The organism is Sphingomonas sp. BLHR8, from assembly GCF_056821725.1.
This window is the reverse complement of the sequence record NZ_JBPDIM010000001.1, coordinates 1,903,376-1,927,645: the sequence shown is the minus strand read 5'-3', so window position 1 is coordinate 1,927,645 and position 24,270 is coordinate 1,903,376. Positions and strand designations below refer to the sequence as shown.

General features: G+C 68.5%; 21 protein-coding genes and 1 pseudogene. 15 read left to right on the top strand and 7 right to left on the bottom strand.

Annotated features, from left to right (window positions below):
- The 4 genes from ACRYJK_RS09635 to ACRYJK_RS09620 all read left to right on the top strand — a co-directional run bounded on the left by ACRYJK_RS09635 (position 1) and on the right by ACRYJK_RS09620 (position 4,019).
- Positions 1 to 567, top strand: a complete 567-nt coding sequence (locus ACRYJK_RS09635) for an LptA/OstA family protein (RefSeq protein WP_482667288.1) — start codon at positions 1 to 3, stop codon at positions 565 to 567.
- A 156-nt stretch (positions 568 to 723) separates the two neighbouring features.
- Positions 724 to 1,602: an LPS export ABC transporter ATP-binding protein gene (gene lptB / locus ACRYJK_RS09630; RefSeq protein WP_482667287.1), complete on the top strand. Its 879-nt coding sequence runs from the start codon at positions 724 to 726 to the stop codon at positions 1,600 to 1,602.
- Positions 1,603 to 1,622: 20 nt separating this feature from the next.
- A complete protein-coding gene (gene rpoN, locus ACRYJK_RS09625) occupies positions 1,623 to 3,143 on the top strand; it encodes an RNA polymerase factor sigma-54 (protein WP_482667286.1) in 1,521 nt (506 codons plus the stop codon).
- Between the two features lie 162 nt (positions 3,144 to 3,305).
- Positions 3,306 to 4,019, top strand: a complete 714-nt coding sequence (locus ACRYJK_RS09620; RefSeq protein ID WP_482667285.1) for a peptidylprolyl isomerase — start codon at positions 3,306 to 3,308, stop codon at positions 4,017 to 4,019.
- Positions 4,020 to 4,076: 57 nt separating this feature from the next.
- Here the strand turns inward: ACRYJK_RS09620 and ACRYJK_RS09615 are convergent, their stop codons facing one another.
- On the bottom strand, positions 4,077 to 5,291 hold the full coding sequence (locus ACRYJK_RS09615) for a BON domain-containing protein (RefSeq protein ID WP_482667284.1): 1,215 nt from the start codon (positions 5,289 to 5,291) through the stop codon (positions 4,077 to 4,079).
- A 120-nt stretch (positions 5,292 to 5,411) separates the two neighbouring features.
- A complete protein-coding gene (locus tag ACRYJK_RS09610; protein WP_482667283.1) occupies positions 5,412 to 6,455 on the bottom strand; it encodes a ligase-associated DNA damage response exonuclease in 1,044 nt (347 codons plus the stop codon).
- A 454-nt stretch (positions 6,456 to 6,909) separates the two neighbouring features.
- Here ACRYJK_RS09610 and ACRYJK_RS09605 point away from each other — a divergent pair, with 454 nt between their 5' ends.
- On the top strand, positions 6,910 to 9,321 hold the full coding sequence (locus ACRYJK_RS09605) for a ligase-associated DNA damage response DEXH box helicase (protein ID WP_482667282.1): 2,412 nt from the start codon (positions 6,910 to 6,912) through the stop codon (positions 9,319 to 9,321).
- A gap of 4 nt (positions 9,322 to 9,325) precedes the next feature.
- Here the strand turns inward: ACRYJK_RS09605 and ACRYJK_RS09600 are convergent, their stop codons facing one another.
- A complete protein-coding gene (locus tag ACRYJK_RS09600) occupies positions 9,326 to 10,783 on the bottom strand; it encodes a M20/M25/M40 family metallo-hydrolase (RefSeq protein WP_482667281.1) in 1,458 nt (485 codons plus the stop codon).
- A 19-nt stretch (positions 10,784 to 10,802) separates the two neighbouring features.
- Between ACRYJK_RS09600 and ACRYJK_RS09595 the strand changes: the two genes are divergently transcribed.
- Together ACRYJK_RS09595 and ACRYJK_RS09590 are read left to right on the top strand one after the other, a co-directional pair.
- Positions 10,803 to 11,414: a hypothetical protein gene (locus tag ACRYJK_RS09595; RefSeq protein ID WP_482667280.1), complete on the top strand. Its 612-nt coding sequence runs from the start codon at positions 10,803 to 10,805 to the stop codon at positions 11,412 to 11,414.
- Positions 11,414 to 12,604, top strand: coding sequence for a zinc-dependent alcohol dehydrogenase (locus ACRYJK_RS09590; RefSeq protein ID WP_482667279.1), 1,191 nt, complete (start codon positions 11,414 to 11,416; stop codon positions 12,602 to 12,604). Before ACRYJK_RS09595 ends, ACRYJK_RS09590 begins: the two co-directional genes overlap by 1 nt.
- Positions 12,605 to 12,682: 78 nt before the next feature.
- Here ACRYJK_RS09590 and glnA read toward each other — a convergent pair whose 3' ends face one another.
- The 4 genes from glnA to ACRYJK_RS09570 form a co-directional block, all read right to left on the bottom strand.
- Positions 12,683 to 14,095 (bottom strand): type I glutamate--ammonia ligase, encoded by a 1,413-nt coding sequence (gene glnA / locus ACRYJK_RS09585; protein ID WP_482667278.1) that lies wholly within the window; start codon positions 14,093 to 14,095, stop codon positions 12,683 to 12,685.
- 37 nt (positions 14,096 to 14,132) lie between these two features.
- On the bottom strand, positions 14,133 to 14,471 hold the full coding sequence (locus ACRYJK_RS09580; protein ID WP_482667277.1) for a P-II family nitrogen regulator: 339 nt from the start codon (positions 14,469 to 14,471) through the stop codon (positions 14,133 to 14,135).
- A gap of 86 nt (positions 14,472 to 14,557) precedes the next feature.
- Positions 14,558 to 16,360, bottom strand: coding sequence for an aminodeoxychorismate synthase component I (pabB, locus tag ACRYJK_RS09575; protein WP_482667276.1), 1,803 nt, complete (start codon positions 16,358 to 16,360; stop codon positions 14,558 to 14,560).
- Between the two features lie 19 nt (positions 16,361 to 16,379).
- Positions 16,380 to 16,919, bottom strand: coding sequence for a hypothetical protein (locus ACRYJK_RS09570; protein ID WP_482667275.1), 540 nt, complete (start codon positions 16,917 to 16,919; stop codon positions 16,380 to 16,382).
- Between the two features lie 130 nt (positions 16,920 to 17,049).
- Here ACRYJK_RS09570 and ACRYJK_RS09565 point away from each other — a divergent pair, with 130 nt between their 5' ends.
- From ACRYJK_RS09565 to egtD, 8 genes and pseudogenes are all read left to right on the top strand, one after another.
- Positions 17,050 to 18,237, top strand: a complete 1,188-nt coding sequence (locus ACRYJK_RS09565) for an acyl-CoA dehydrogenase (protein WP_482667274.1) — start codon at positions 17,050 to 17,052, stop codon at positions 18,235 to 18,237.
- A 141-nt stretch (positions 18,238 to 18,378) separates the two neighbouring features.
- Positions 18,379 to 19,530, top strand: coding sequence for a CaiB/BaiF CoA transferase family protein (locus ACRYJK_RS09560; protein ID WP_482667273.1), 1,152 nt, complete (start codon positions 18,379 to 18,381; stop codon positions 19,528 to 19,530).
- Between the two features lie 81 nt (positions 19,531 to 19,611).
- Positions 19,612 to 20,040, top strand: a pseudogene (locus ACRYJK_RS09555) (RrF2 family transcriptional regulator); the annotation flags it as partial.
- Between the two features lie 107 nt (positions 20,041 to 20,147).
- Positions 20,148 to 21,140, top strand: a complete 993-nt coding sequence (gluQRS, locus tag ACRYJK_RS09550) for a tRNA glutamyl-Q(34) synthetase GluQRS (protein WP_482667272.1) — start codon at positions 20,148 to 20,150, stop codon at positions 21,138 to 21,140.
- A 10-nt stretch (positions 21,141 to 21,150) separates the two neighbouring features.
- The gene (locus ACRYJK_RS09545) at positions 21,151 to 21,375 is read left to right on the top strand and encodes an HIG1 domain-containing protein (protein ID WP_482667271.1); all 225 of its coding nucleotides are present in this window, start codon (positions 21,151 to 21,153) and stop codon (positions 21,373 to 21,375) included.
- Positions 21,376 to 21,403: 28 nt separating this feature from the next.
- Complete coding sequence (locus tag ACRYJK_RS09540; protein WP_482667270.1) at positions 21,404 to 21,991, top strand: cob(I)yrinic acid a,c-diamide adenosyltransferase; 588 nt, start codon at positions 21,404 to 21,406, stop codon at positions 21,989 to 21,991.
- On the top strand, positions 21,988 to 23,250 hold the full coding sequence (egtB, locus tag ACRYJK_RS09535; RefSeq protein WP_482667269.1) for an ergothioneine biosynthesis protein EgtB: 1,263 nt from the start codon (positions 21,988 to 21,990) through the stop codon (positions 23,248 to 23,250). Before ACRYJK_RS09540 ends, egtB begins: the two co-directional genes overlap by 4 nt.
- Complete coding sequence (egtD, locus tag ACRYJK_RS09530; protein WP_482667268.1) at positions 23,243 to 24,238, top strand: L-histidine N(alpha)-methyltransferase; 996 nt, start codon at positions 23,243 to 23,245, stop codon at positions 24,236 to 24,238. Before egtB ends, egtD begins: the two co-directional genes overlap by 8 nt.
- Positions 24,239 to 24,270: the final 32 nt, after the last annotated feature.

Here is a 24,270-nt window from a genome sequence, read left to right as displayed (position 1 = left end):
ATGACCCGCCTTCGCTCCGTGCTGCTTTTTGGGCTGGGCTTCGTCGGCTGTGCCGGGGCGATGCTGGCGAGCGGCGCCACCGACAACGCCGCGGCGCAGGCGCTGATTGCGCACGACAGCCGCGCGCCGGTCGATTTCGCCGCTGACGCGATCGAGCTGCAGACCCGCGCCGACCGCGTGCTGGTGACCGGCAACGTGGTGGTGCGCCAGGCGGGACTGACACTCACCGCCGCGCGGATGACGCTCGCTTACAGCGACACGCGCGGGATCGACGTCAACCGCATCGACGCGCTCGGCGGCGTGACCGTGACCAAGGGCGGCGACCGCGCGTCGGGCGATGCGGCGATCTACGATCTCGACCGGCGGATCATCACCATGATCGGCAACGTCCGGCTCGACCAGGGCGCCAACCGCTTGCAGGGGCAGCGGCTGGTGATCGATCTCGGCAGCGGCCGCGCCAGCGTCAATGCGCCGCCGTCGGCCACCCCGGGCGCGCCCACGGTGCCGGGCGTAGCCACGAGCGGCGGCCGCGTGACTGGGCGCTTCACGGTGCCCGACCGGCGGTGAGTTCTCTGCTTCACTCGTCATGCTGAACTTGTTTCAGCATCCCCTCGCGACGTCGGATGTGCACCCTGAAACACGTTCAGGGTGCCGAAGGTGAGAGAGGCAAGGGGCGAACCGGAACCGCTCCATATCGGAGCAAGCGCACATTCCGGCGTAACCATGTTCCCCCGACACGGGGATCGTGCCTATACATGGGACGAGATGGCCGACACGCTGACCCCTTCCGAGCCCGCCGCGACGCTCTACGACGACGCGCCCGCGTGGAGCGGGCCGGAGCGGCGGGCGGTCCCGCGCGGCAGCGCGCCGGTGGAGGTAGAGCGCGGCCTCAGCGTCGTCAGCCTCGCGAAGAGCTACGACAAGCGCCCGGTGTTGACCGACGTGTCCTTGTCTGTAGCGCGGGGCGAGGTAGTGGGACTGCTCGGCCCCAACGGCGCGGGCAAGACCACCTGTTTCTATTCGGTCATGGGCCTCGTTAAACCGGATTCGGGTCGCATCATGCTGGACGGGGCGGAGATCACCCGCCTCCCCATGTACCGCCGCGCGGTGCTGGGGATCGGCTACCTGCCGCAGGAAACCTCGATCTTTCGGGGGATGAGCGTCGAGCAGAATATCGGCGCGGTGCTCGAGCTGGTCGAGCCCGACCGCGCTGCGCGCAGCCAGCGCCTCGAACAGCTGCTCGACGAATTCGGCCTCACCCGCCTCCGCAAAAGCAACGCCATGGCGCTGTCGGGGGGCGAGCGGCGGCGCTGCGAGATTGCCCGCGCGCTGGCGGCGAACCCGACCATCATGCTGCTCGACGAACCGTTCGCGGGCATCGACCCGATCTCGATCGCGGATATCCGCGACCTGGTGAAAGAGCTGAAAACGCGCGACATCGGCGTCCTCATCACCGACCATAATGTACGCGAGACGCTCGATATCGTCGACCGCGCCTGCATCATCTACGACGGGCGCGTGCTGTTCGCGGGCTCGCCGCAAGACCTCGTCGCCGATCCCGACGTGCGCCGGCTCTACCTCGGCGAAGGGTTCGAGCTGTGAGCGGGGGCGGCTGACCGACGATGGCGCTCGGCCCCCGCCTCGAACTGCGCACGAGCCAAGCGTTGGTGATGACGCCGCAGCTGCAGCAGGCGATCAAGCTCCTGACGCTCAGCAACCTCGAACTCGACGCGGTGCTCGCCGACGAGATGGCCAAGAACCCGCTGCTCGAACGCGACGGCGGCGAGGGCGAGGTCATCGCCACCAGCTTTCGCGAGCGGCCCGCCGGCGCGGACGAGCTCATGAACGGCGGCATTGCGCGCGCCGACGCGACGCTCGACGTCGACCTCTCCGCCGACACCTTCCACCACGATTCGGGCGCGGACACGATCCTCGACCGCGGCGAGCCCGCCTACGAAGCGACCGATTGGCGCGACCATCATGTCGGTGAAGGCAGCGATTTCTTCACCGCGCCGGGCAGCGGCGGGGCCAGCGGCGAGGGCATCGATTTCGACAGCTTCGGCGCGCCCGACGTCACGCTGCGCGATCATCTCGCGGCCCAGGCGGGGGAGGCGCTGTCAGGGCCCGACCATGCCATCGGGCTGGCGCTGATCGAGGGCATCGACGACGCAGGGTATCTCGACCTCGACCTCGACGAGCTGGCGCAGCGGTTGAGCATCACTCGCGCCCATGTCGAGGAGGTGCTGGGGGTGGTTCAGCGATTCGACCCGACCGGGGTCGGCGCGCGCGATCTTGCCGAATGCCTCGCGCTGCAGGCGAAAGAGGCGGACCGCTACGATCCGTGCATGGCGCATCTGATCGACAATCTGGCGATGCTGGCAAAGGGGCAGCTCGGCCCCTTGCGCAAACGCTGCGGCGTCGATGAGGAAGACCTCTCCGACATGATCCGCGAGCTGCGCGCTTATGACCCGAAGCCGGGCCTGCGCTTTGCCCGCGGCGATGCGACCCCGGTGGTGCCCGACCTGTTCGTCGCGCGCACCCGGGCCGGGTGGGGGGTGGAGATCAACGGCTCGACCCTGCCGCGGATGCTGGTCAACCGGCGCTATTATAGCGAGCTGGTGACTCGCGCGGGCAAGGGTGCGCCGCGCGCCTGGCTGGGCGACGCGCTCGCCTCCGCCAACTGGCTGGTGAAGGCGCTCGACCAGCGTCAGCGCACGATCATCAAGGTGGCGGAGGAGATCATCCGCCAGCAACAGGGCTTTTTCGAACGCGGGGTGTGTGCGCTCAAACCGCTGACGCTGGCCAAGGTAGCCGAAGCGATCGGGATGCACGAATCGACCGTCAGCCGCGTCACCTCGAACAAATATCTGTCCTGCGCGCGCGGGGTGTTCGAGCTCAAATATTTCTTCTCGAGCGGGGTCGGCTCGGCCGATGGCGACGGCGCCAGTGCCAGCGCGGTCAAGGACCGCATCGGTCGGCTGATCGCGGGGGAGGGCGATGCGATCCTCTCCGACGACCAGCTCGTCACCCGGCTGCGAAGCGAAGGCTTCGACCTCGCCCGGCGCACCGTCGCCAAATATCGCGAAGCGATGGGGTTGGGTTCCAGCGTCCAACGCCGCCGCGCCCGCGCCATCCGGGGATGATCCGGCACTAGCGGGGGAGGTGGCTTCGCAGCAGGCGACGTCCGCGGGCTTCCCCTTCCGGTCCAGCGTGCGAGCGAGGACTCCCCGCGTGTTGACCTTCCGCCCCGGAGAGCGACACAGATGTTCAGTCCCGCGACAGCACGGGCGATGGAGGATGGCGCCATGATCCGATTGCTCGTCGCAACCGCCCTCTCGCTGACCGCTGCCGCGCCGGTAGCGGCACAGGTGGTAGCGCCCCCCGCCGCCACCGCCCCGGCCTCGGATTCGCGCACCGCTCAGGTCGCCGCACTGCTCGCCGCGCCGAGCATCGACTGGGCGGCGCTCGACCGGTTGGGCATTGTCGGGATCGTGCTGAGCACCGATGCGGGGCCGATCACGCTCGCGCTCGATCGGCAGGCGGCGCCCGCGACGGTCGCCAATTTCCTGCGTTACGTCGATCAGCGGCGGCTCGACGGCACGACCATCTATCGCGCGATGGATCTCGGCGGGGGGCGGGGGTTGATCCAGGGCGGTCCGCGCAATGACCCGAAGCGCGTGCTGCCGCCGGTCGCGCACGAACCGACGAGCACGACCGGGCTCAGCCACGGCGAAGGCACGATCAGCCTTGCGCGTGGCGCGCCGGGGACCGCCACCGCCGACTTTTTCATCACGCTGGGTGACATGCGCGGGCTCGATGCGAGTGCAACCGACCCGGGCTTCGCCGCCTTCGGGCGCGTGATCGGCGGGCTCGACATGGTCCGCGCCGTGCTGGCGCGGCCGCGCGCGAGCGGCGGCCCTGCGGGGATGGAGGGGCAGATGCTGGCCGCCCCGGTACGCATCGCCACTGCGCGCCGGACGCTCCCCGTCGCATCCGCAACGCCCCAAAGGGGGCGCTAAGAGAACAGGCGCCTTCCTCGGAGGAAGGCGCCCGTTCTTTCAGGTCGAGCTGAAAGATCAGCTCTTCGTCGTCGACGCCCCGCCGCTGGTCGAAGCAGACCCGCCGGTTGACGAGCCGCTGCTCGCGGTGCTTCCGGTCGCGGTGCTCCCGGCGGCGCCGCTGCTGCTGCCAGTGGTGCTGCTGCCCGAGGTCGAGCCAGCCGTGCCACCCATGCCGGTGCCACCGTGCTGCATCGCCTGCGACGAGGTGCTGCCACCGTAGCTGCTGCCCGAACTCGACTGCACGCGCAGGTTGTTCTGGACATGCTTCACGCCCGACACCTGCTCGGCGCAATCCTCGGCGCAGCGCTTGGCGTTGCGATCGCGAACCTGCCCGGCGAGCGTCACCTCGCCATCCTTAACGGTGACGTGGATGTTCGACGCATCGACCCGCCAGTCGTCGGTGAGGCGATCGTTGACGTCCTCTTCGATCCGTGAATCGGAGCGGCGATAGTTTTCCGGCCCACGACCGCGGTGAACTTCGCGGCGATCGTCGTGATCGTCGCCGCCGAACCAGCTCTTCACCTGATCGGCGGCACGCTCGAAAAAGCCGCGGTCGTCGTCGGAACCGCCGCGATCACGCTCGCGCCAGTCGTTGCCGCCGCCGTAACCGGGGCCGTAACCGCCGCGATCCCAGTTGCGATCGGCGGGGTAGCCGCTCGACCCATAGCCATAGGACTGGCCGCCGCGCGATTCGTACCCGCGGCCGCCGCCGGAGTGGCCGCCACCATAATTCCCGCCGTAACGGCCGCCGCTGCTCTGGTCCCAGTCACGCGAACCGCCGCCGCTGCTGAACCGCTCGCCCTGTCCGCCGGAATAGCCGCCCGACATGCCGTAGTCGGACCTGCCGCCATAGCGCGAACCGCCGCCGCTGCCGTAGCCAGCGCCGTATCCGCCGCGTTCCTCGCGACCGTACCCGCCCGAATAGCCGCCGCCGCCATAGCCGCCGCCGGAACTGCCGCGCCCGGAACGATCGCCGCCATAGCTTTGCTCGCGCTCGCCATAACCGCCGCCGTAGTAGCCGCCGCTTGAACCGCCACGATAGCGATCGTCACCGCTATAGCCTTGGTCATCGTCATCGTCGTGGTTCGAATTGCCGTAGCCCCAGGATTGGCGATGAGCGCGATCTTCGTCGCGGTTAAAGCCGCCGCCGCGCTGCTGGCGCCCATAACCTTCGTCGCGGCCCCAGCTGCCGCCTCGGCTGCCACGATAGCGATCGTCGCGATGATCCATGGATCGTCTCCCGTCTCTGCCGGGGCGCGACCGAAGGGGGGAGCCGCGCGCTTTCTGAAAGCCGGCGAGGATAGTGGATCAACCGGTCGCGCCGGGGGGAGGTTCCGACGCTTCGTCGCCTCAATCGTCCTCGTCGTCGTAATGGGCGAGGTGGAGGGCGCGCGCCTTGATCTGGCGCATCGCGCACCAGTGCACCAGCGCATCGTCGCGGCCGTGAGTGACCCACACCTCCGCCGGCGCGACCTCGCAGATGGTGTCGGTCAGCTCGTCCCAGTCGGCATGGTCGGAGATGATTAGCGGCAGCTCGACCATCCGCTGCCGCGCGCGCTGGCGCACACGCATCCACCCGCTCGCCATCGACGTGATCGGGTCGGGCAGCCGCCGCGACCAGCGGTCGGCGATGGCGGACGGGGGCGCGACGACGATCTCCCCCTCGAGCTCGGCCTTGGGCACGCCCGCCACGGGCCGGATTTCGCCCAGCTCGACGCCATGCGCCTGGTAAAGCTCGGTCAGCCGCGCGAGCGCGCCATGGAGGTAGATCGGCCGGTGGTATCCGCCGTCGCGCAGTTCGGCGATCACCCGCTGCGCCTTGCCCAGCGCATAGGCGCCGACGACGATCGCGCGGTCGGAGCTGGCGTCGCGCGCGGCGATCAGCTTGGCGACCTCCTGGGGGGTCGGCGGGTGGCGGAAAACGGGGAGGCCAAAGGTCGCTTCGGTGATGAACACCTCGCAGGGCACCACCTCGAACGGCGCACACGTAGGGTCGGGGCGGCGTTTATAGTCGCCCGATACCACCACTCGCTCGCCGTCGCGCGTGAGCAGGATCTGCGCCGATCCGAGCACATGACCCGCGGGGAAAAAGGTCGCGCTGATGCCGCCGCCGATCTCGACACATTCGCCATAGCCGATCGGCGCGGCGTGGCCGGCGATCTGCTCGCCATAGCGGACGTTCATGATCGCCAGCGTCTCGGGGCTCGCCCACACCGCGCCATGTCCGCCGCGCGCGTGATCGGCATGGCCATGGGTGACGAGTGCGCGCGCGACAGGGATCGACGGGTCGACCCAGGCGTCGGCGGCGGGGAGGTAGATGCCCTCCGGCCGCGGCTCGACCCACTTGGCGTAGCGGCTGCCGCGCGTGGGCGATTGGGCGGGGGCGGGGTCCATTTCGCACCGAGATATGGGCGGCGCTCCGACCCAAGTCCACCGGCCCACGGAACGCGCCCCCGCGCCGTCCGTTCAGCCGCCGACCTCTCAACGCAAGGACCTACCATGTCGGGCGAAATCTGGAGCCTCATCACCATCGTCGGCCCGATCCTGCTTGGGGCGGTGCTGCTGTGGGCCGTACTCAACAACCGCCGTTCCAAAAAGCGAAGTGCGCCACACCGATGCCGCCACCCGCGCCAATTACGCCGCGGAGAATGCCGCGCAGGCCGACGACCCGGCGAACCGCGGCTGAAGTCGGCGCGCCGTCCGGGTCCCCCTAGCTCCGTCATGCTGAACTTGTTTGGGCGTTCACCGCACGGCTCCGGCAGCTCTGGGGCCCCGGATCAAGTCCGGGGCGACGAGGGTGTTGGGTTGCACTTTACGTAAGCCCCTCCCCTGCCCCATCGCTCATAGCGTGACCAACCCCCTCCCCCCCGTTTTCGCCGACTGGTTCGCGCAGCGTGGGTGGGCGCTGCGGACGCATCAGGCGGGGATGCTCGCCGCGGCGCGGGATGGCCGTCACGCGCTGCTGGTCGCGGCGACGGGGGCGGGGAAGACGCTCGCCGGGTTCTTGCCCAGCCTCGTCGACCTGCACGAACGCGGCGGCGGAAACGGCATCCACACGCTCTACATCAGCCCGCTCAAGGCGCTGGCGACCGACGTCCGCCGCAACCTCCTCGCCCCGATCGAGGAGATGGGGCTCGCCATCAGCGTTGAAACGCGCACCGGGGATACCCCCGCCGACCGCCGCGCGCGGCAGAAGGCGAAGCCGCCCGATATCCTCCTCACCACGCCCGAATCGCTCCATCTGCTGCTGAGCCACGAGGATGCGGCGCGTGCGTTCGCCGGCGTCCGCACGCTGATCATCGACGAGGTGCACGCGTTCGGCACCGGCAAGCGCGGCGATCTCCTCCAGTTGAGCCTCGCGCGGTTGCAGCGGCTGGCGCCCGGCATGCGCCGCGTCGCGCTGTCGGCGACGGTGGCCGAACCTGAGCGGTGGAAGGCGTGGCTCGCCCCGGGGTCTGACCCCGCGCTCGTCACGCTGGTCGAGGGCGACCCCGGCGCCGACCCCGACATCCGCATCCTCCTCCCCGAAGGGCGCGTGCCCTGGTCGGGGCACAGCGGCAAATATGCCGTCCCCGCGGTGATGGAGGAGGTCGCGCGCAACCGCACGACAATCATTTTCTCTAACACGCGCGGCCTCGCCGAGCTGTTGGTGCAGGAGCTATGGAAGGCGAACGAGGACGGCCTTCCGATCGGCATCCACCACGGCAGCCTTGCACTCGAAGCTCGGCGCAAAGTCGAACAGGCGATGAGCGACGGGCGACTGCGCGCGCTGGTGGCAACCGCGAGTCTCGACCTCGGCCTCGACTGGGGTGACGTCGATTGCGTCATCCAGATGGGCGCGCCCAAGGGGAGTTCGCGCCTCATTCAGCGCATCGGTCGCGCCAACCACCGCCTCGACGAAACGAGCCGCGCCTTTATCGTGCCGGGCAACCGCTTCGAATGGCTCGAGGCGCGCGCCGCGCTGGACGCGATCGAAGATGGCGAGAAGGACCCCGACATATTTCGCCCCGGCGCGCTGGACGTGCTGGCGCAGCATATCACGGCGATGGCCTGTTCCGCGCCGTTCGATGCCGACGACCTGTTCGCCGAGGTGCGCACCACCGACCCCTATCGCGATCTCGACCGCGAGACGTTCGACCGCACCTTGGGTTTCGTCGCCGACGGCGGCTATGCGCTGCGCGCCTACGACCGCTTCCGTCGGCTGGTGCAGCAGAGCGACGGGCTGTGGCGTATCGCCGCGCCGAAGTTCGTGCAGCAGCACCGCATGAATGCCGGAATCATCGTTGACGTGCCGGTCTATGACGTGCGCTTCAGGAATGGCCGCAAGCTCGGCACGATCGAGGAATATTTCGGCTCGACTCTGGTGGTCGGCGACGTCTTCACCTTTGCCGGCATCGCGCTGGAGGTGGAGGGGTTCAAGGACAGCGACCTGATCGTTCGCGCTTCCTCCAAACCCGCGCGCATCCCGACCTGGGTGGGCACGCGGATCGCGCTCACCACCAGCCTCGCGACGCGGGTGCGGCGGATGATCGCCGACCCGCGCGAATGGCACGATTTCCCGCAGGAAGTGGTCGACTGGCTGCAGGTGCAGCAGGACCGCTCCGTCCTCCCCGCGCCTGACCAGTTGCTGGTGGAAACATTTCCCCACGAAGGGCGGCATTACTGGATCATCTACCCGTTCGAGGGCTGGAACGCGCACAATGCGCTGGGCATGCTGCTGACCAAGCGCATGGAGCGGGCGGGGTCGCAGCCGCTGGGCTTCCAGGCGACCGATTATGCGCTGGCGATGTGGAGCCTCAAACCCGTCACCGACCCCGCCGCGCTGCTCACCGCCGACATCATGAGCCATGAGTTTGTCGAATGGGTCCAGCGTTCGCCGTTCCTGAAACGGGCGTTTCGCGAGGTGGCGGTGATCGGCGGCCTCGTCGAGCGGCACCATCCGGGCAAGCGCAAGACGGGCAAGCAGGTCAGCTTTTCGACCGACCTCATCTTCGACGTACTGATGCGCTACCAGCCCGACCATCTGCTGATCGAGGCCGCCTGGGCCGACGCGCGCGAGCGGCTGACCGATGTAGGGCGGCTGGGCGACCTCATCGAACGCGCCGCGCCGACGATGGTCCACGTCGCGCTTGACCGGATCAGCCCGATGGCGGTGCCGTCGCTGATGATCGAAGGCCGCGAGCGCATCGCAACCGAAGCCACTGACGATGCCGCGCTCGAAATCTACGAATCCGAACTCGTCCGGCTGGCGATGAGCTGAGCGGTCAGCGTCGCCGCGCCGCGAGGCGACCGATCAGCACCGCCGAACGCAGCGCCTGACGCGGAATGCTGTCGAGGTCGATCCACTCCCCTTCCGCATGCGCCCCGCCGCCCGCCGGCCCCATGCCGCCGATCGTGTCGGCCAGCGCCGCGACGAAGCTCGAATCGGCGGCGCCCCGCCGCGCGGGATCGAACTCCGCCATTTCCGGCAGGCCCAGGTCGCGGTTGACCACGTTCAATTCGGTCAGCAGCGCACGGTTGCCCGCGGTCGGCGCCATCGGCGGGTAGGCCTCCGAAAAGCTCAGCGTTGCTTCCGCTCCGTTGAGCGGGGAGGTGGCGACGATCGCCTGCATCTCCGCCCGCGCCGCCGCCTCCTGCTCCGGGGTGAGCGTGCGCAGATCGCCGCGCGCCTGCGCCCGCGCCGGGATGATGTTGGTCTTGCCGCTCGCGCTTGCGGTTTCGGCGGCGACGTCGATCGCGGCAGGGGTGCCACCGGCCAGCAGCCCGACGTTTACGGTGAGGTTGGGTTCGGGCAATTCCTGCCGAAAGCGGTCGAGGATTCGCGCGGCTTCGAAAATCGCGCCGTAACCCGCGCTGGCGCCAAAGATGCCCGAACTGTGGCCCGTGCGCGCGGTGACGTCGAGCGTCCACGTCGTCGACCCGCGCCGCGCCACCGTGCCGAACTCCTGGCCATTGTCGGTGGCGAGATTTTCATATTCGATGGCGACGTCCGCCCACTCGCCCGCCGCGATCAGGTCCCGGCGCGCGGCGGAGAGCGGGGACCCCACCCGCTCCTCGTCCCCCGTCAGAACGACCATGACGTCGGCATTGCGCAGCGTGCCCGCCGCCCGCATCGCGCGCAGCGCCTGGACGATGACGACGACGCCGCCCTTGTCATCACCGACGCCCGGACCGATCGCGCGGCGCCCGTCCACGCGGTAACCGGTAAAGCGATTGTCCGGCTCAAACACGGTGTCGAGGTGGCCGATCAGCAATATCCGCTGGCCACGCCCGTTGCCGCGGTGCGTCGCGACAAGGTGTCCGGCGCGGCCCCACGCCGACCCATCGACCCAGCGCGTCTCAAAGCCGAGTTCGGTCAGCAGCGGCGCCACCACCTCCCCCGCGGCGCGGACGCCGGCCAAATTCATGGTGCCGGAATTTTGCCCCACCAGCCGTTCGAGCAGCGCTTCGCCATGCCGGGCGTCGCCCGTCACGAATGTTTGCGCGGCCCGCTCCGCCTGACTGGGCGCGGCCTGAACGCTGCTGGCGGACAGGCACAGGGCGACTGCGGCGATGATCGAGGAACGTTTCATATGAAGGAGGTTAACTTTCCCGTCGCCGCGCGCAACCGCCCGTGCGTCGATGCGTTCGTCCACCTTGATCCACAATGATAAGGGAGCGGGAGCGATGGACTTCTCGCGGGATGATTTGCGCGCGACGGCGAACCGGTTCGCGCGCGACATGCGGCGTCGCGGCGCCGATATGGCGGAAGCCGCGCCGACGGGTGCGGCGGCCGGGATGGCGGTGCTCGGCATCGCCGCACTCGGCGGCTACGTGGCCTATCGCGCCTTGCGCGGCGATCAGCAGACGCACGGCGACGACGCGCCCTGGGCGTCGTCCAAGAGCTCCAACGCAGGGGTTGTCTCGGGTGAAGAGACCATCCAGCGCAGCATCACCATCAATGCGCCCGTGGACAAGATCCGCGCCGCCGCCCGGGAGCATGCTGCAGACGTTTTCGGCGGCGGCGACCGGTCGGTGCACCTCGCCGACGATACGCTGACGATCGGGGACGTCACCTACCGCTTTCAAGGCGGCGGCGATGAACGGCGCTTCACCGTCGACGGGGACGAAACCACGCACGGCGTGATGCGGATGGCGGCGGCGCCTGGCGGTCGCGGGACCACCCTGTCGGTCGCGCTCACGCACAAGCCGCTGGGCGGAAAGCTCGGCAATGCAGCGCGAGGGCTGGCGCAGAAGGATGCGAAGACCCGTCTCACGCACATGCTCAAGCGGCTGAAGATGCAGGTCGAAGCCGGCGAGGTGGCCGACGCGGCCTATACCCGCGCCGATGCGAACAAGGCAGGAGACAAGTAATGCGCGCACTCACCTGGCACGGCAAACGCGACGTGCGCGTCGAAACGATGCCCGATCCCGAGATCATCAATCCGCGCGATGCGATCATCAAAATTACCTCGACCGCGATCTGCGGATCCGACCTGCACTTGTGGAACAACCAGATTCCCGCGCTCAAGCCCGGCGACATCCTCGGCCACGAATTCATGGGCGAGGTCGTCGAGATCGGTGCCGAATCCACGCTGACCAAGGGCCAGCGCGTGATCGTCCCCTTCACGATCAGCTGCGGCCACTGCTTCTTCTGCGAAAAGCAGCAATATAGCTGCTGCGATAACTCGAATCCGGTCGAAACGCAGGATCCGAGCGAAGTCATGTTCGGTCACGGGATGGTCGGCGCGTTCGGCTACACCGCGCTGACCGGCGGTTATGCCGGTGGGCAGGCCGAATATGTCCGGGTGCCCTTCAGTGACGTCGGCCCGCTCGTCGTCCCCGACCATCTCGAGGATGAGAAGGTCCTGTTCCTCACCGACATTCTGCCGACCGGCTGGATGGCAGCCGAAAATTGCGACATCGAACCCGGCGACACCGTTGCCGTCTGGGGTGCGGGACCGGTCGGGCTGTTCGCGGCGCAGTCGGCCAAGGTGATGGGTGCCGAACAGGTCATCGTTATCGACCATTTCCCGAAGCGGCTCGAACTCGCCAAGGCGATCGGCGCCAAGACGATCAACTATGCCGAAACCGACGTGCTCGACGCGTTGATGGAGATGACCGGCGGGATCGGTCCCGACGCGGTGATCGACGCGGTGGGCATGGAATCGCACGGCATGGACCCGGGCTCGCTGATCGATCGCGCCAAGCAGAAGGTCGGGATCGTCAACGACCGCATCTCCGCGCTCCGGCAGGCATTGACCGCTGTGCGCAAGGGCGGGCGCGTGTCCGTGCCGGGCGTGTACGGCGGTTATGCCGATGCCTTCCCGCTCGGCGGCGTGATGCAAAAGGGCCTCCAGCTCCGCTCGGGCCAGACACACGTCCAGAAATACACCGCCGATCTCTTGAAGCGCATCGAATCGGGCGAGCTCGAGACGACCTGGCTCATCTCGCACCGCCTCGATCTCGAGGAGGCGCCCAAGGGCTACGAGAATTTCTACAAGGATCAGGACGTCTGGACCAAGGTTGTGCTGAAGCCGGGCGGGGTGAAGGAAGCTGCCTGACCCGGGCAAGGCCGGACGACAATGAAAAGGCCCCGCACTCCAGTGAGTGCGGGGCCTTTGCCGTCCGAGGAACTTGCGTCAGGCGCTGTAGTACATGTCGAACTCGACCGCGCTCGGGGTCATCTCCCAGCGATGCACTTCGGCCCATTTGATGTCGATATAGGCTTCGATCTGGTCAGCCGAGAACACGTCGCCCTTGAGCAGGAAGCCATGGTCCGCCTTCAGCGCGTCGAGCGCCTCGCGCAGGCTGGCGGCGACGGTCGGGATGTCCTTCAGCTCTTCGGGCGGCAGGTCGTAGAGGTTCTTGTCCATCGCATCGCCGGGGTGGATGCGGTTCTGGATGCCGTCGAGCCCGGCCATCAGGATTGCCGCATAGCAAAGATAGGGGTTGGCCATCGCGTCGGGGAACCGGAACTCGACGCGCTTTGATTTGGCGCCGGTACCGTACGGGATCCGGCACGATGCCGACCGATTGCGCGAGCTGTAGGCGAGCAGCACCGGTGCTTCGAACCCCGGCACCAGCCGCTTGTAGCTGTTGGTGGTCGGGTTGGTGAAGGCGTTCAATGCCTTGGCATGTTTGATGACGCCACCGATGAAATAGAGGCACATGTCGCTGAGCCCGGCATAGCCGTCGCCCGCGAACAGGGGCTTGCCGTCCTTCCACAGCGAAATATGCGTGTGCATGCCGCTGCCGTTATCGTCCTTGATCGGCTTGGGCATGAAAGTCGCGGTCTTGCCGTAGGCATGCGCGACTTGGTGCACGACATATTTGTAGATCTGCATATTGTCGGCGGTCGTCACCAACGTGTCGAAGATCATGCCGAGTTCGTGCTGTGCCGCGGCGACCTCGTGATGGTGCTTGTCCATCTTGAGGCCGATTTCGGCCATGGTGCTGACCATTTCGCCGCGGATGTCGACGGCGCTGTCCACCGGCGCGACGGGGAAATACCCGCCCTTGGCGCGAGGACGATGGGCCATGTTGCCGCTGTCGTAGCTGCGGTTGGTGTTGGTCGGCAGTTCGATGTCGTCGATGCTGTAGCCCGACCCCGCATAATGATTTTCGAAGCGGACATCGTCGAACATGAAGAATTCCGCTTCTGGCCCGACGTAGACGGTGTCGGCGATACCCGACGCCTGGACATAGGCCTCCGCCCGCTTCGCGGTCGAGCGCGGGTCGCGCGCATAGAGATCGCCGGTGGCGGGTTCGACCACGTCGCAGAAGACGACCAGCATCGGCGTCGCCGAGAACGGATCGAAATGCACCGCGTTGAGATCGGGACGCAGGACCATGTCGGATTCGTTGATCGCCTTCCAACCTTCGATCGACGAGCCGTCGAACATCAGCCCGTCCTCAAGCTGATCTTCATCGAGCATCGCGGCTGCCATGGTGAGGTGCTGCCACTTTCCCTTGGGGTCGGTGAATCGCAGATCGACCCATTCGACCTCCTTTTCGGTAATGAGGTCGATGATCTCGCGTGGGGTGGTCGGCATAGCGGCTCCTGGGGTTCGGGAGGGTCGGGGAGACAGGTCAGAGGGCATCGGCATCGCGTTCGCCGGTACGGATGCGAAGCGCCGAATCGATCGGCGAGACAAAAATCTTGCCGTCACCGATACGGCCGGTGTGCGCTGCCGCTGCAATCGCTTCGACGACGCGTTCGGCGAGCGGGTCGTCGACCACGACCTCCAGCTTCACCTTGGGCAGGAAGTCGACGACATATTCCGCGCCGCGGTACAGTTCGGTGTGGCCTTTTTGCCGGCCGAACCCTTTGGCTTCGGTCACCGTGATACCGCTGACACCGACGTCGTGCAGCGCTTCCTTCACTTCGTCGAGCTTAAACGGTTTGATGATCGCTTCGATCTTCTTCACGCGGCGGCCCCCCGGGCCGGCCGATGCCGCGCCCGGACGCGTGCATAACCACAAGCGCGCGGTGCGCGAAAGGGGGGTCCGGCGAATCAGTGCGCAAGACGCGCCGGCATGAGACCCCTCAGCGCATTGCCGAGGTAAAAGCCGCCGGCCAGATCGTCCGGGCGGACGTCGGCCTCCGACGCCTCGCCGCTTGCCAGCAGCGCCTGCCGCAATACCCCGGGGAGGATGCCCCGCGACAGGGGCGGGGTCACGAGGCCGCCCTCGCGTCGCACGAAGAGCGTGGTCCACGTCCCCTCGGTCAGCCGGCCCGCGGGATCGACCAGCACGACTTCGTCGGCGCCGCCCCCGGCCGCGAAGGCGGCGCGGTGGGGCCGCCGATCGCTGGTCTTGTGGAGGCGGCGCACATCGGGTCCGTCGTCCGATTCGGGCACGACCGACACGGTCAGGACGTCGGGGCGATCGGGAATCGAATCGACGCTGATCGACGTCGCACCCGTCCGCGACAGGCGCAGGCGGACCCGCGCCGCATCACCACAGCGAAACGTCGCATGCTGCAACTGATTGCGCAGCGCATGGCGATCAAAACGAAAGCCGAGCGCAGCGGCACTCGATCCCAGCCGAGCGAGGTGCAGATCGAGCCGGCGAATCCCCTCGTCCGGAGCGAAGGCCATCGTCTCGATCAGATCGAAATGGGCGATGCCGCTCGTCAAAAATTCCCCCTTCGTCCTGCATTCGGCCCATTCGTCGCGGGCGCGGCTGTCCGCGACGATCCCCGACCCCAGGCCGAGCGTGGCGCGCGCGGGGGAACGGGGCAAGTCCCCCGCCACCGCAGGCTCGAGCGACAGGCTGCGAATGGCGACGTTGAACGCCGCGCTTCCGTCCGGCGCGATAAAGCCGACGCTGCCGGTGTAGGCGCCGCGCGGACGGTGCTCGATGGCGATCAGGCGCTGCATGGCCGACAATTTGGGCGCGCCGGTGATCGAACCGCATGGGAAGGCGGCGCGCAGAACATCGACGGCGCCGCGCCCCGGTTCGAGCTCTGCCACGACTTCGCTGACCATCTGGTGGACGGTGGGGTAGGCTTCGACGTGAAAGAGCGTCGGTACCCCAACCGACCCGACCCGACTCACCCGCGACAGGTCGTTGCGCATCAGATCGACGATCATCAGGTTTTCCGCGCGCTGCTTCGGGTCGGCGATGAGCTCGCGGACCGCGCGCGCGTCCTTCTCTGCCCGGGGGCTTCGCGCTGCGGTCCCCTTCATCGGACGCGCGCGCACCCGACCGTTGCGATCGACCGCAAAGAACAGCTCGGGCGAGAAGCTCAGGAGCAGATGTCGGCCCGTCCACACGACCGCGCCATAACCCGCGCGCTGCCGGGCCCGAACGCGCGCGAACGCCGCGAGCGGGTTGCCGTGGATCATCACCTCCGCCGCGAAAGTGAGGTTCGCCTGGTAGAAATTGCCGGCCCGGATGTGCTCCAGCACCGTCGTTACGCGGGCGTCATAGGTCGCAACATCGATTTCGGGCGCGGGCTGGCTGACGACCGCCGCGTCCGGTGAGGGCAGGCATGCGCCGACCACGTCGGGGGCGAGCTCCTCGACCCGATCGAAAGCCGCGAACCAGCCCAAAGGCCATCCGTCGGCAGAGAGGGGCGGGGCGGGCAGCGCCGGATCAAGCGCAAAGCCCGCCTCGTAACTCAGCATGCCTGCGACGTATCGGCCTTCCGCCGACCACCGCTCGAGTGTGGCGAGCAGCGGTTCGACCTCGCAGACGCGGGACGCCGCCGCCACAGCGCGCGGGTCGGCGAACAGCTTGGCGGGGGACGCGCCGCCATCCCGCGCGTCGTCGAGCAGGACGAACGGACGCGCCGGATCGAGACGGAGCGTCATTGGCGGTCGGCGGCCGCGATCACTGCGTCCGACGCACCCGCATGCCCGGACCGCGTCCCACCGTCAGGATGTAGCTTCCGAGCACGCCGCGGCGAACGCGCACCGCTTCCCCCGTGCGCGGTCCGCGACCGCCGACTGTGTCGGTCTGGATCCAACGCTGCCCGTTCTCGAGATCGAAGATATATTTGCCGTAACGGTCGCGCTCGAGCCCGCGCAGCGTCGAGCTGAGCTCTTCGATGCGATCATTCAGGCGACCGGCGACCTCGCCGTCACCATCGTCGACGATCCCGCGGCCATAGGGCAGGCCGAACAGCTCGCGCTGCGTGCGGTTCACGGTTTCGCGGTCGATGAGGCGGACGTCGCGATTTCGCTCGGCGGTTTCGAGCGCGCTTACGCCGCGTTCGAAACAGGCCAGGCGGGCGGCGGGCTCGGCGACGTCGCGACAACGGGTAAGGTCGCGCAGCAGTGTGGCGCCGGTCACTGGCGAAGCCGGCGTCGCCGGTTGCGCGGCAGCCGGGACGGCAATGAATGCAGCGAGGCAAAGGCTGATGGCGCGCATGTTGAGCGAAACTCCCCGTTGATGGTGGCGCGTCGGGTCAGCGTCTCCGTGGACAGCGCCGCGGATTTCGTCCTAAGCGCGCGCAGACGCCGCTGGCAATCGCGGCAGCTTCGACAAGGATGATCCTCGCATGGCCGGAATGGCGGCTTTCGACTGGTCCGACCCGTTCGCGCTCGACGCGCAGCTTTGCGATGAAGAGCGTATGGTACGCAACGCCGCGCACGGCTTTGCCCAGTCGACGCTGCAACCGCGCGTCATCAAGGCATTCCGCGACGAGGTCGACGCGCCCGAACTGTTTCCGATGTTCGGAGAGGCGGGGCTGCTCGGCGTCACAATCCCCGCCGAATATGGCGGCGCGGGCGCGTCCTACGTCGCCTACGGCCTCGTCGCGCGCGAGATCGAGCGCGTCGATTCGGGTTACCGCTCGATGGCGAGCGTCCAGTCGAGCCTCGTCATGTATCCGATCCACGCCTACGGCAGCGAGGAGCAGCGGCGGAAATACCTGCCCGGCCTCGCCAGCGGGCAGCTGATCGGCTGTTTCGGTCTCACCGAACCCGACGCCGGCAGCGACCCCGGCGGGATGCGCACGGTTGCCAAACCACTCCCCGGCGGCGGCTATCGTCTGTCGGGCAGCAAGACGTGGATCAGCAATTCGCCCTTCGCCGACGTATTCGTGGTGTGGGCGAAGTCGGAGGCGCATGACGGTGCGATCCGCGGCTTCATCCTCGAGAAGGGCATGAAAGGCCTCTCCGCCCCAAAGATCGAGGGCAAGCTGTCGCTGCGCGCATCAACCACCGGCATGATCGTCATGGACGACGTCGAAGTGGGCGAGGACGCGCTGCTGCCCGACGTCTCGGGGCTGAAGGGGCCGTTCGGTTGCCTCAACCGCGCGCGCTACGGCATCAGCTGGGGGGCGATGGGTGCGGCGGAATTCTGCTTCCATGCGGCGCGGCAATATGGCCTCGACCGCAAACAGTTCGGCCGCCCGCTCGCGGGCACGCAGCTCTACCAGAAAAAGCTCGCCGATATGATGGTCGACATCGCGCTGGGGCTGCAGGCGAGCCTCGCGGTCGGGCGGCTGATGGACGAGGGCAAGTTCGCGCCGGAGATGATCTCGATGGTCAAGCGCAACAATGTCGGCAAAGCGCTCGATATCGCCCGCACCGCGCGCGACATGCACGGCGGCAACGGCATTTCCGAGGAATATCAGGTGATGCGCCACATGGTGAACCTCGAAACGGTCAACACCTACGAAGGCGCGCACGATGTCCACGCCCTGATCCTCGGCCGCGCCATCACCGGCATCGCCGCGTTTTAGGGGGCGGGGCGACGCTCTACCCCTCCCTCACCCTGAACTTTTTCAACGTCCATGGCGACGGGGGCGATGGATGCTGAAACAAGTTCGGCATGACGGGGTTGGGCAGCGATCGTCGCGGTAGGTAAGGGGGAGGCAGAAGCCATGAATAACGCCGACCCTCGCCCGCTCGCCGGGGTGCGCGTGCTCGAACTGGCGCGAGTGCTGGCCGGGCCATGGGCGGGGCAGCTGCTCGCCGATCTGGGCGCGGAGGTGATCAAGGTCGAAAGCCCGGCGGGCGACGACACGCGGGCATGGGGCCCGCCGTTCGACGACGACGGCACCGCCGCCTATTTCCACAGCTGCAACCGCGGCAAGGCGTCGATCGTCGCCGACTTCGCCAACGCCGACGACCTTGCCCGTGTGCGCGCGCTGGCGGCCGAGGCGGATGTCCTGATCGAGAATTTCAAGCTCGGCGGGCTCGTCAAATATGGCCTCGATGCCGATACGCTGCGCGCCGCCAACCCGGCGCTGATCTACTGCTCGATTACCGGTTTCGGTCAGACCGGCCCCTACGCCCCGCGCCCCGGCTACGACTTCGTGGTGCAGGGGATGAGCGGGATCATGGACCTCACCGGCGAAGCGGGCGGCAGCCCGCAAAAGATCGGCGTTGCCTTCGCCGACATCTTCACCGGCATGTATGCGACGGTGGCGATCCAGGCGGCGCTGATCCGCCGGGCACGGACCGGCACCGGCGATCATATCGACATGAGCCTGTTCGACGTGATGACCGGGGTGCTCGCCAATCAGGGCCTGAACGCGCTGTTCGGACAGGTGCCGACGCGGATGGGCAACGCGCATCCGAACATCGCGCCATACAGCGTGTTTCCGTGCCGCGACGGCTGGTTCATCCTCGCGGTGGGCAACGACGGGCAGTTTGCGAAGGCGTGCACGGTACTGGGGCTCGATGGCGTGGCGGCGGACGATCGCTTCGCCACCAACGCCGGGCGGATCGCTCACCGCGCCGCGCTGACCGAGATTCTGTCCGCCGCCACCGCGCGGTTTGACCGCGACGGGCTGTTGGCGGCGCAGGCGGAAGCGGGGGTGCCCGCAGGGCCGATCAACCGCGTCGACGAAGCGCTCGCCGACCCGCATATCGCCGCGCGCGGGCTGGTGCTCGACATGGCGCGCGCTGACGGGACGCCGGTGCCTGGCCTCGCCACGCCGATCCGATTTGCCGAGGCGCAGCTCGCCACGCCGCGCCCCTCTCCCCGGCTGGGCGAGGATGACGTGCTGACGGGGTTCGCGCCGCGGTAGTCTTTCCAAGGGGGAGGGGAAGGAGGGAGGGACCGCGCCCGCTTGCCCCCACCCCCGGCGAGGCGCATAGCGCTCGCCGCCATGCTGTCGCAGAAGACCCGCTATACCATTCGCGCGCTGCAGCATCTCGCCGATCATTACGGCGAAGGGCACATCCCGCTCGGCGACATCGCCGACGCGCAGCGCATCCCGCGCAAGTTCCTGACTATCATTCTCAGTGAAATGGCGCGCGCCGGGCTCGTCGCGTCGCAGCGCGGGCGCGATGGGGGCTATCGGCTGGGGCTGCCGCCGGTCGACATCCGCTACGGTGACATCGTGCGGCTAACGCGGGGGAGCCTCGCGCTCGTCCCCTGCGCGAGCCGATTCGCTCACGAAACCTGCCGCAACTGCCTGCCTGAAGTGGAATGTCGGCTGCGCGCGCTGATGATCCAGGTGCGCGATGAGACCGCCGCGGTGCTCGATCGGCTGACGCTCGCCGACCGCATCGAGCCGGCGGGGCTGTTCGAGCCGGAGGAGGAGACGGCGTTGCCCGCGCCCGCGTCCACCCCAGCACCAGCGCCGCCCGCGCTCGCGCCGCACGCCAACGGCGCCGTCGCCGCAGAATAAGCGCGCGGGGCGTGAGCGTCGTCACCCGCTTCGCGCCGTCGCCGACCGGCGCGCTGCACCTCGGCCACGCCTATGCCGCGGTCGTCGCGCATGACCTCGCGCGGGCGCAGGGCGGGCGGTTCCTCATCCGCTTCGACGACCTCGACACCGCGCGCGTGAAGCCGGGGATGGCCGACGCGATTGTACGCCAGCTCGGCGCGCTCGGGCTCGAGCCCGACGACGCGCCGGTCTCTCAGTCGCAGCGCACGGCGCTGTATGACGCGGCGCTGGCGACGCTCGCGAAGGCCGAGCTCACCTATCCCTGCTTCTGCACCCGGCGCGACATCGCGGCGGAAATCGCCGCGTCGGCGTCGGCGCCGCATGGCATCGACGGACCGCTCTATCCCGGCACTTGTCGGCATGTGTCGCCGCAGCAGCGCGCGGCGCGCATCGCGGCGGGGGAGCCGCACGCAGTGCGCCTCGACGTGGCGCGCGCCGCGGCGCAGGCGGGGCCGCTGTGGTGGGAGGAATGGGGAGTGGACAACCCTCACCCTCCCGGCGCTACGCGCCTCCTTCCATCTCCCGGTGGGAGAGGGAGGGGCCCGCGCGAAGCGTGGGAGGGTGAGGGCGCGCCACCCCCCGAGCCCAACCGTCGCCCGTCGCGTCACCCCTGCACGCCGCTCATCGCCGGCGACGTCGTCCTCAAACGTCGTGACGGGGCGCATGCCTATCACCTTGCCAGCACCATCGACGATGCGGCGCTGGGCATCAGCAACGTCACCCGCGGCGCGGATCTGTTCGGCGCGACGCATGTCCACCGCCTGCTGCAGGCGGTGCTCGATTTGCCGACCCCGCGCTATCATCATCACGCGCTGGTCGCCGATGCGCGGGGACGGCGGCTGGCGACGCGCGATGCCGCGGCCGATCTCGATGCGCTTTCCCGTTCAGGCTACGCGGGAAAATCGCTTGGCCAGGCACTGCGCGAAGGCCGATTGCCGCTTGGGTTTCGACTGATCGCGCCCTAGATAATCGCGCATGAACATTGCGATCATCCTGCTCATCGTTGCCGCTGCCGGCATGGTGCTGTTCAGCCTCGTGCGCGGGCTGATCTTCTTCGGCCAGTCGCGCGAAGCGGCAATGACCGCCGACGGCACGGATCTGCACATGATGCAGAACCGAATGATGTTCGCGCGTGTGAAATGGCAGGCGATCACGATCATTCTGCTGGTGGTGCTGGGGCTGGTCGCGGCGTCGAACTGAACCGCCGCGTCGCGCGTTCAGTCCCGCGATGGTCAAGCTCAACCGCATCTACACCCGCACCGGCGATGCCGGCGACAGCGGGCTCGTGGACGGCTCGCGCCGTCCCAAACATAACGCGCTGTTCGCGGCGATCGGCGATGTCGATGAAGCCAACAGCGCGATCGGCCTCGCCCGCGTGGCGGCGGCGGAGGAACTGGCGCGCGAGCTTGTCGATATTCAGAGCGACCTGTTCGACCTCGGCGCCGACCTCGCTACCCCCGCCGACCCGGAGCGCCACGAACCGTTCGCCGCGGGCGAAATGGACTTACGCATCGTCTCGCGCCAAGTGGAGCGGCTGGAACGCGGCATCGACGCGATGACCGCGCGCCTCAGCCCCCTGACGAGCTTCGTCTTGCCCGGCGGCAGCGAGCTGGCGGCGCGACTGCATTTGGCCCGCGCGAGCGTGCGGCGGGCTGAGCGCAGTGCGGTCGCGGTGGCGGCGCTCGAGCCGGTCAACCCGGCGGCGCTCGCCTATCTCAACCGGCTGTCGGACTGGCTGTTCACCGCCGCGCGCATCGCCAACGACGACGGGCGCGGCGATGTGCTGTGGGTGCCGGGCGCGGGGCGAGCCAAGTGAACGCCCCGGAACGGATCGTCGCCGTGGCGCGCGATTCGCTCGCCGACGCCTATGCTCGCACTCGCGCGCTGACGCTGGATCTCGCCGAGCCGCTCTCCGACGCCGATGCGACGGTGCAGTCGATGCCCGATGCATCGCCGACCAAATGGCACCTGGCGCACACGACCTGGTTCTTCGAAACCTTCGTGTTGCGCGATCATCTGCCCGGCTATCGGCTGTTCGACGATCGCTACCCCTATCTCTTCAACAGCTATTATGAGGCGGAGGGACCGCGCCATGCCCGCCACGCGCGCGGGCTGATCACCCGGCCGAGCCTCGACGAGATTCGCGCCTGGCGCCGCGCGGTCGACGATGCGTTGCTCGGCGCATGGCACCGCCTGCCCGAGCCCGCGCAGACGCTGGTCGAACTCGGCCTCGCGCACGAACAGCAGCATCAGGAGCTGCTGGTCACCGACCTCCTCCACCTGTTCGCGCAGAACCCGCTGGGGCCGGTCGCCTACCCCGACGCCGCCATGCCCGTGCGGGGCGAGGAAACGCCGCTCGTCTGGCAGGCGGGGGCGGAGGGGCGCCGCGCCATCGGCCACGACGGCGCCGGCTTCGCCTTCGACTGCGAAGGGCCGCGGCACCATGTCTGGCTCGCGCCGCACGCCATCGCCGCGCGCCCGGTGACCAACGGCGAATGGCAGGACTTCATCGCCGACGGCGGCTATCGCGACGCGCGGCTGTGGCTCTCCGACGGCTGGGCGTGGGTGCAGCGCGAGAGCGTCACCGCGCCCGCCTATTGGCGCGACGGCGGCGATGGGGGTGGCGAACGCTTCACGCTGGCGGGCTGGCAACCGCTCGACCGCCACGCGCCGGTCGCGCACGTCAGCTTTTACGAGGCAGACGCCTACGCTGCCTGGGCAGGCGCCCGGCTGCCGACCGAAGCCGAGTGGGAGGCGTGGGCCGCCGCCGCCGATCCAGCCGCGGGCGACCTTCTCGACGCGCGGTCAGCGCTGGTCCCGTCGGCTGCGGGGATGGGTGAGCGCATGGGCGGGGTGTGGCAGTGGACCGGCAGCGCCTATCGCCCCTACCCCGGCTTTCGCGCAGCGGCAGGGGCGGTCGGCGAATATAACGGCAAGTTCATGAGCGGGCAGGCGGTGCTGCGCGGCGGCAGCTGCGCCACCCCGCGGGGGCACCTGCGGCCGAGCTATCGCAATTTCTTTTACCCCCACCAGCGCTGGCAGGTGACCGGGGTGCGGTTGGCGCGCGATGCTTGACGGTGGCGGTAAAGGTGGGGGCGTGACGGTGGCTGACGGCGAACGCAACTTCACCCCCACGGACTTTGCTCGCGATGTGCTGGCCGGGCTGGCGCTGCCGCAAAAGGCGATCCCTGCGCGCTGGCTCTACGATCAGGCGGGATCGGAGCTGTTCGAGGCGATCACCGAGCTGCCCGAATATTATCCGACGCGCACCGAAACCGGCATCCTCACCGAACATGGCGCGGCCATCGGCGCGGCGGTGGCGGGGCGCACTGTCGTCGAATTCGGCTCGGGCAGCTCGACCAAAACGCCGCTGCTGCTGAGCCATGCGGCGCCGCTCGCCTATGTCGCGATCGACATTTCGGGCGATTTCCTGCGTGCCAGCGTCGGCGACCTTCAGGCGCGCTTTCCGGGGCTGCCCTGCTATGCGGTCGAGGGCGATTTCATGGCCCCGGTGGCGCTGCCGGGCGAGGTTGTGGGTCGGCCGATGTTGGGTTTCTTCCCCGGCTCAACCATCGGCAACATGGGCCCGGCGGCGGCGGTCGATCTCCTTCGCTCGATGCGCGCGACGCTGGGGGAGGGCGCGGCGCTGCTGATCGGCTTCGACCGCGTGAAGCCGGTCGAGGTGCTGATCCCCGCCTATGACGACGCCGCCGGGGTGACCGCGGCGTTCAACCGCAACCTCCTCACCCGCATCAACCGCGAGCTGGGCGGCGACGTGCCGACCGACGCCTTCGCGCACGAAGCGCGCTGGAACGAGCCGCGCGGGCGGATCGAGATGCACCTCGTCGCGCAGCGCGTCGTCGCCTTCACCGTCGCCGGCCAGCGCTTAGCCATGGCCGCGGGGGAGACGATCCACACCGAGAACAGCCACAAATATGCGCTCGGCGAAGCGCGGCGGCTGCTCGAAGCGGGGGGCTGGACCCCGGCCGCCGACTGGAGCGATCGGGAGGGCTGGTTCAGCCTGGTGCTCGCCCACGCCACGCCGCTGGAATGGGCGCCCTGACGCGGCTAGGGGCGACGCTTTTCAACGGAGTG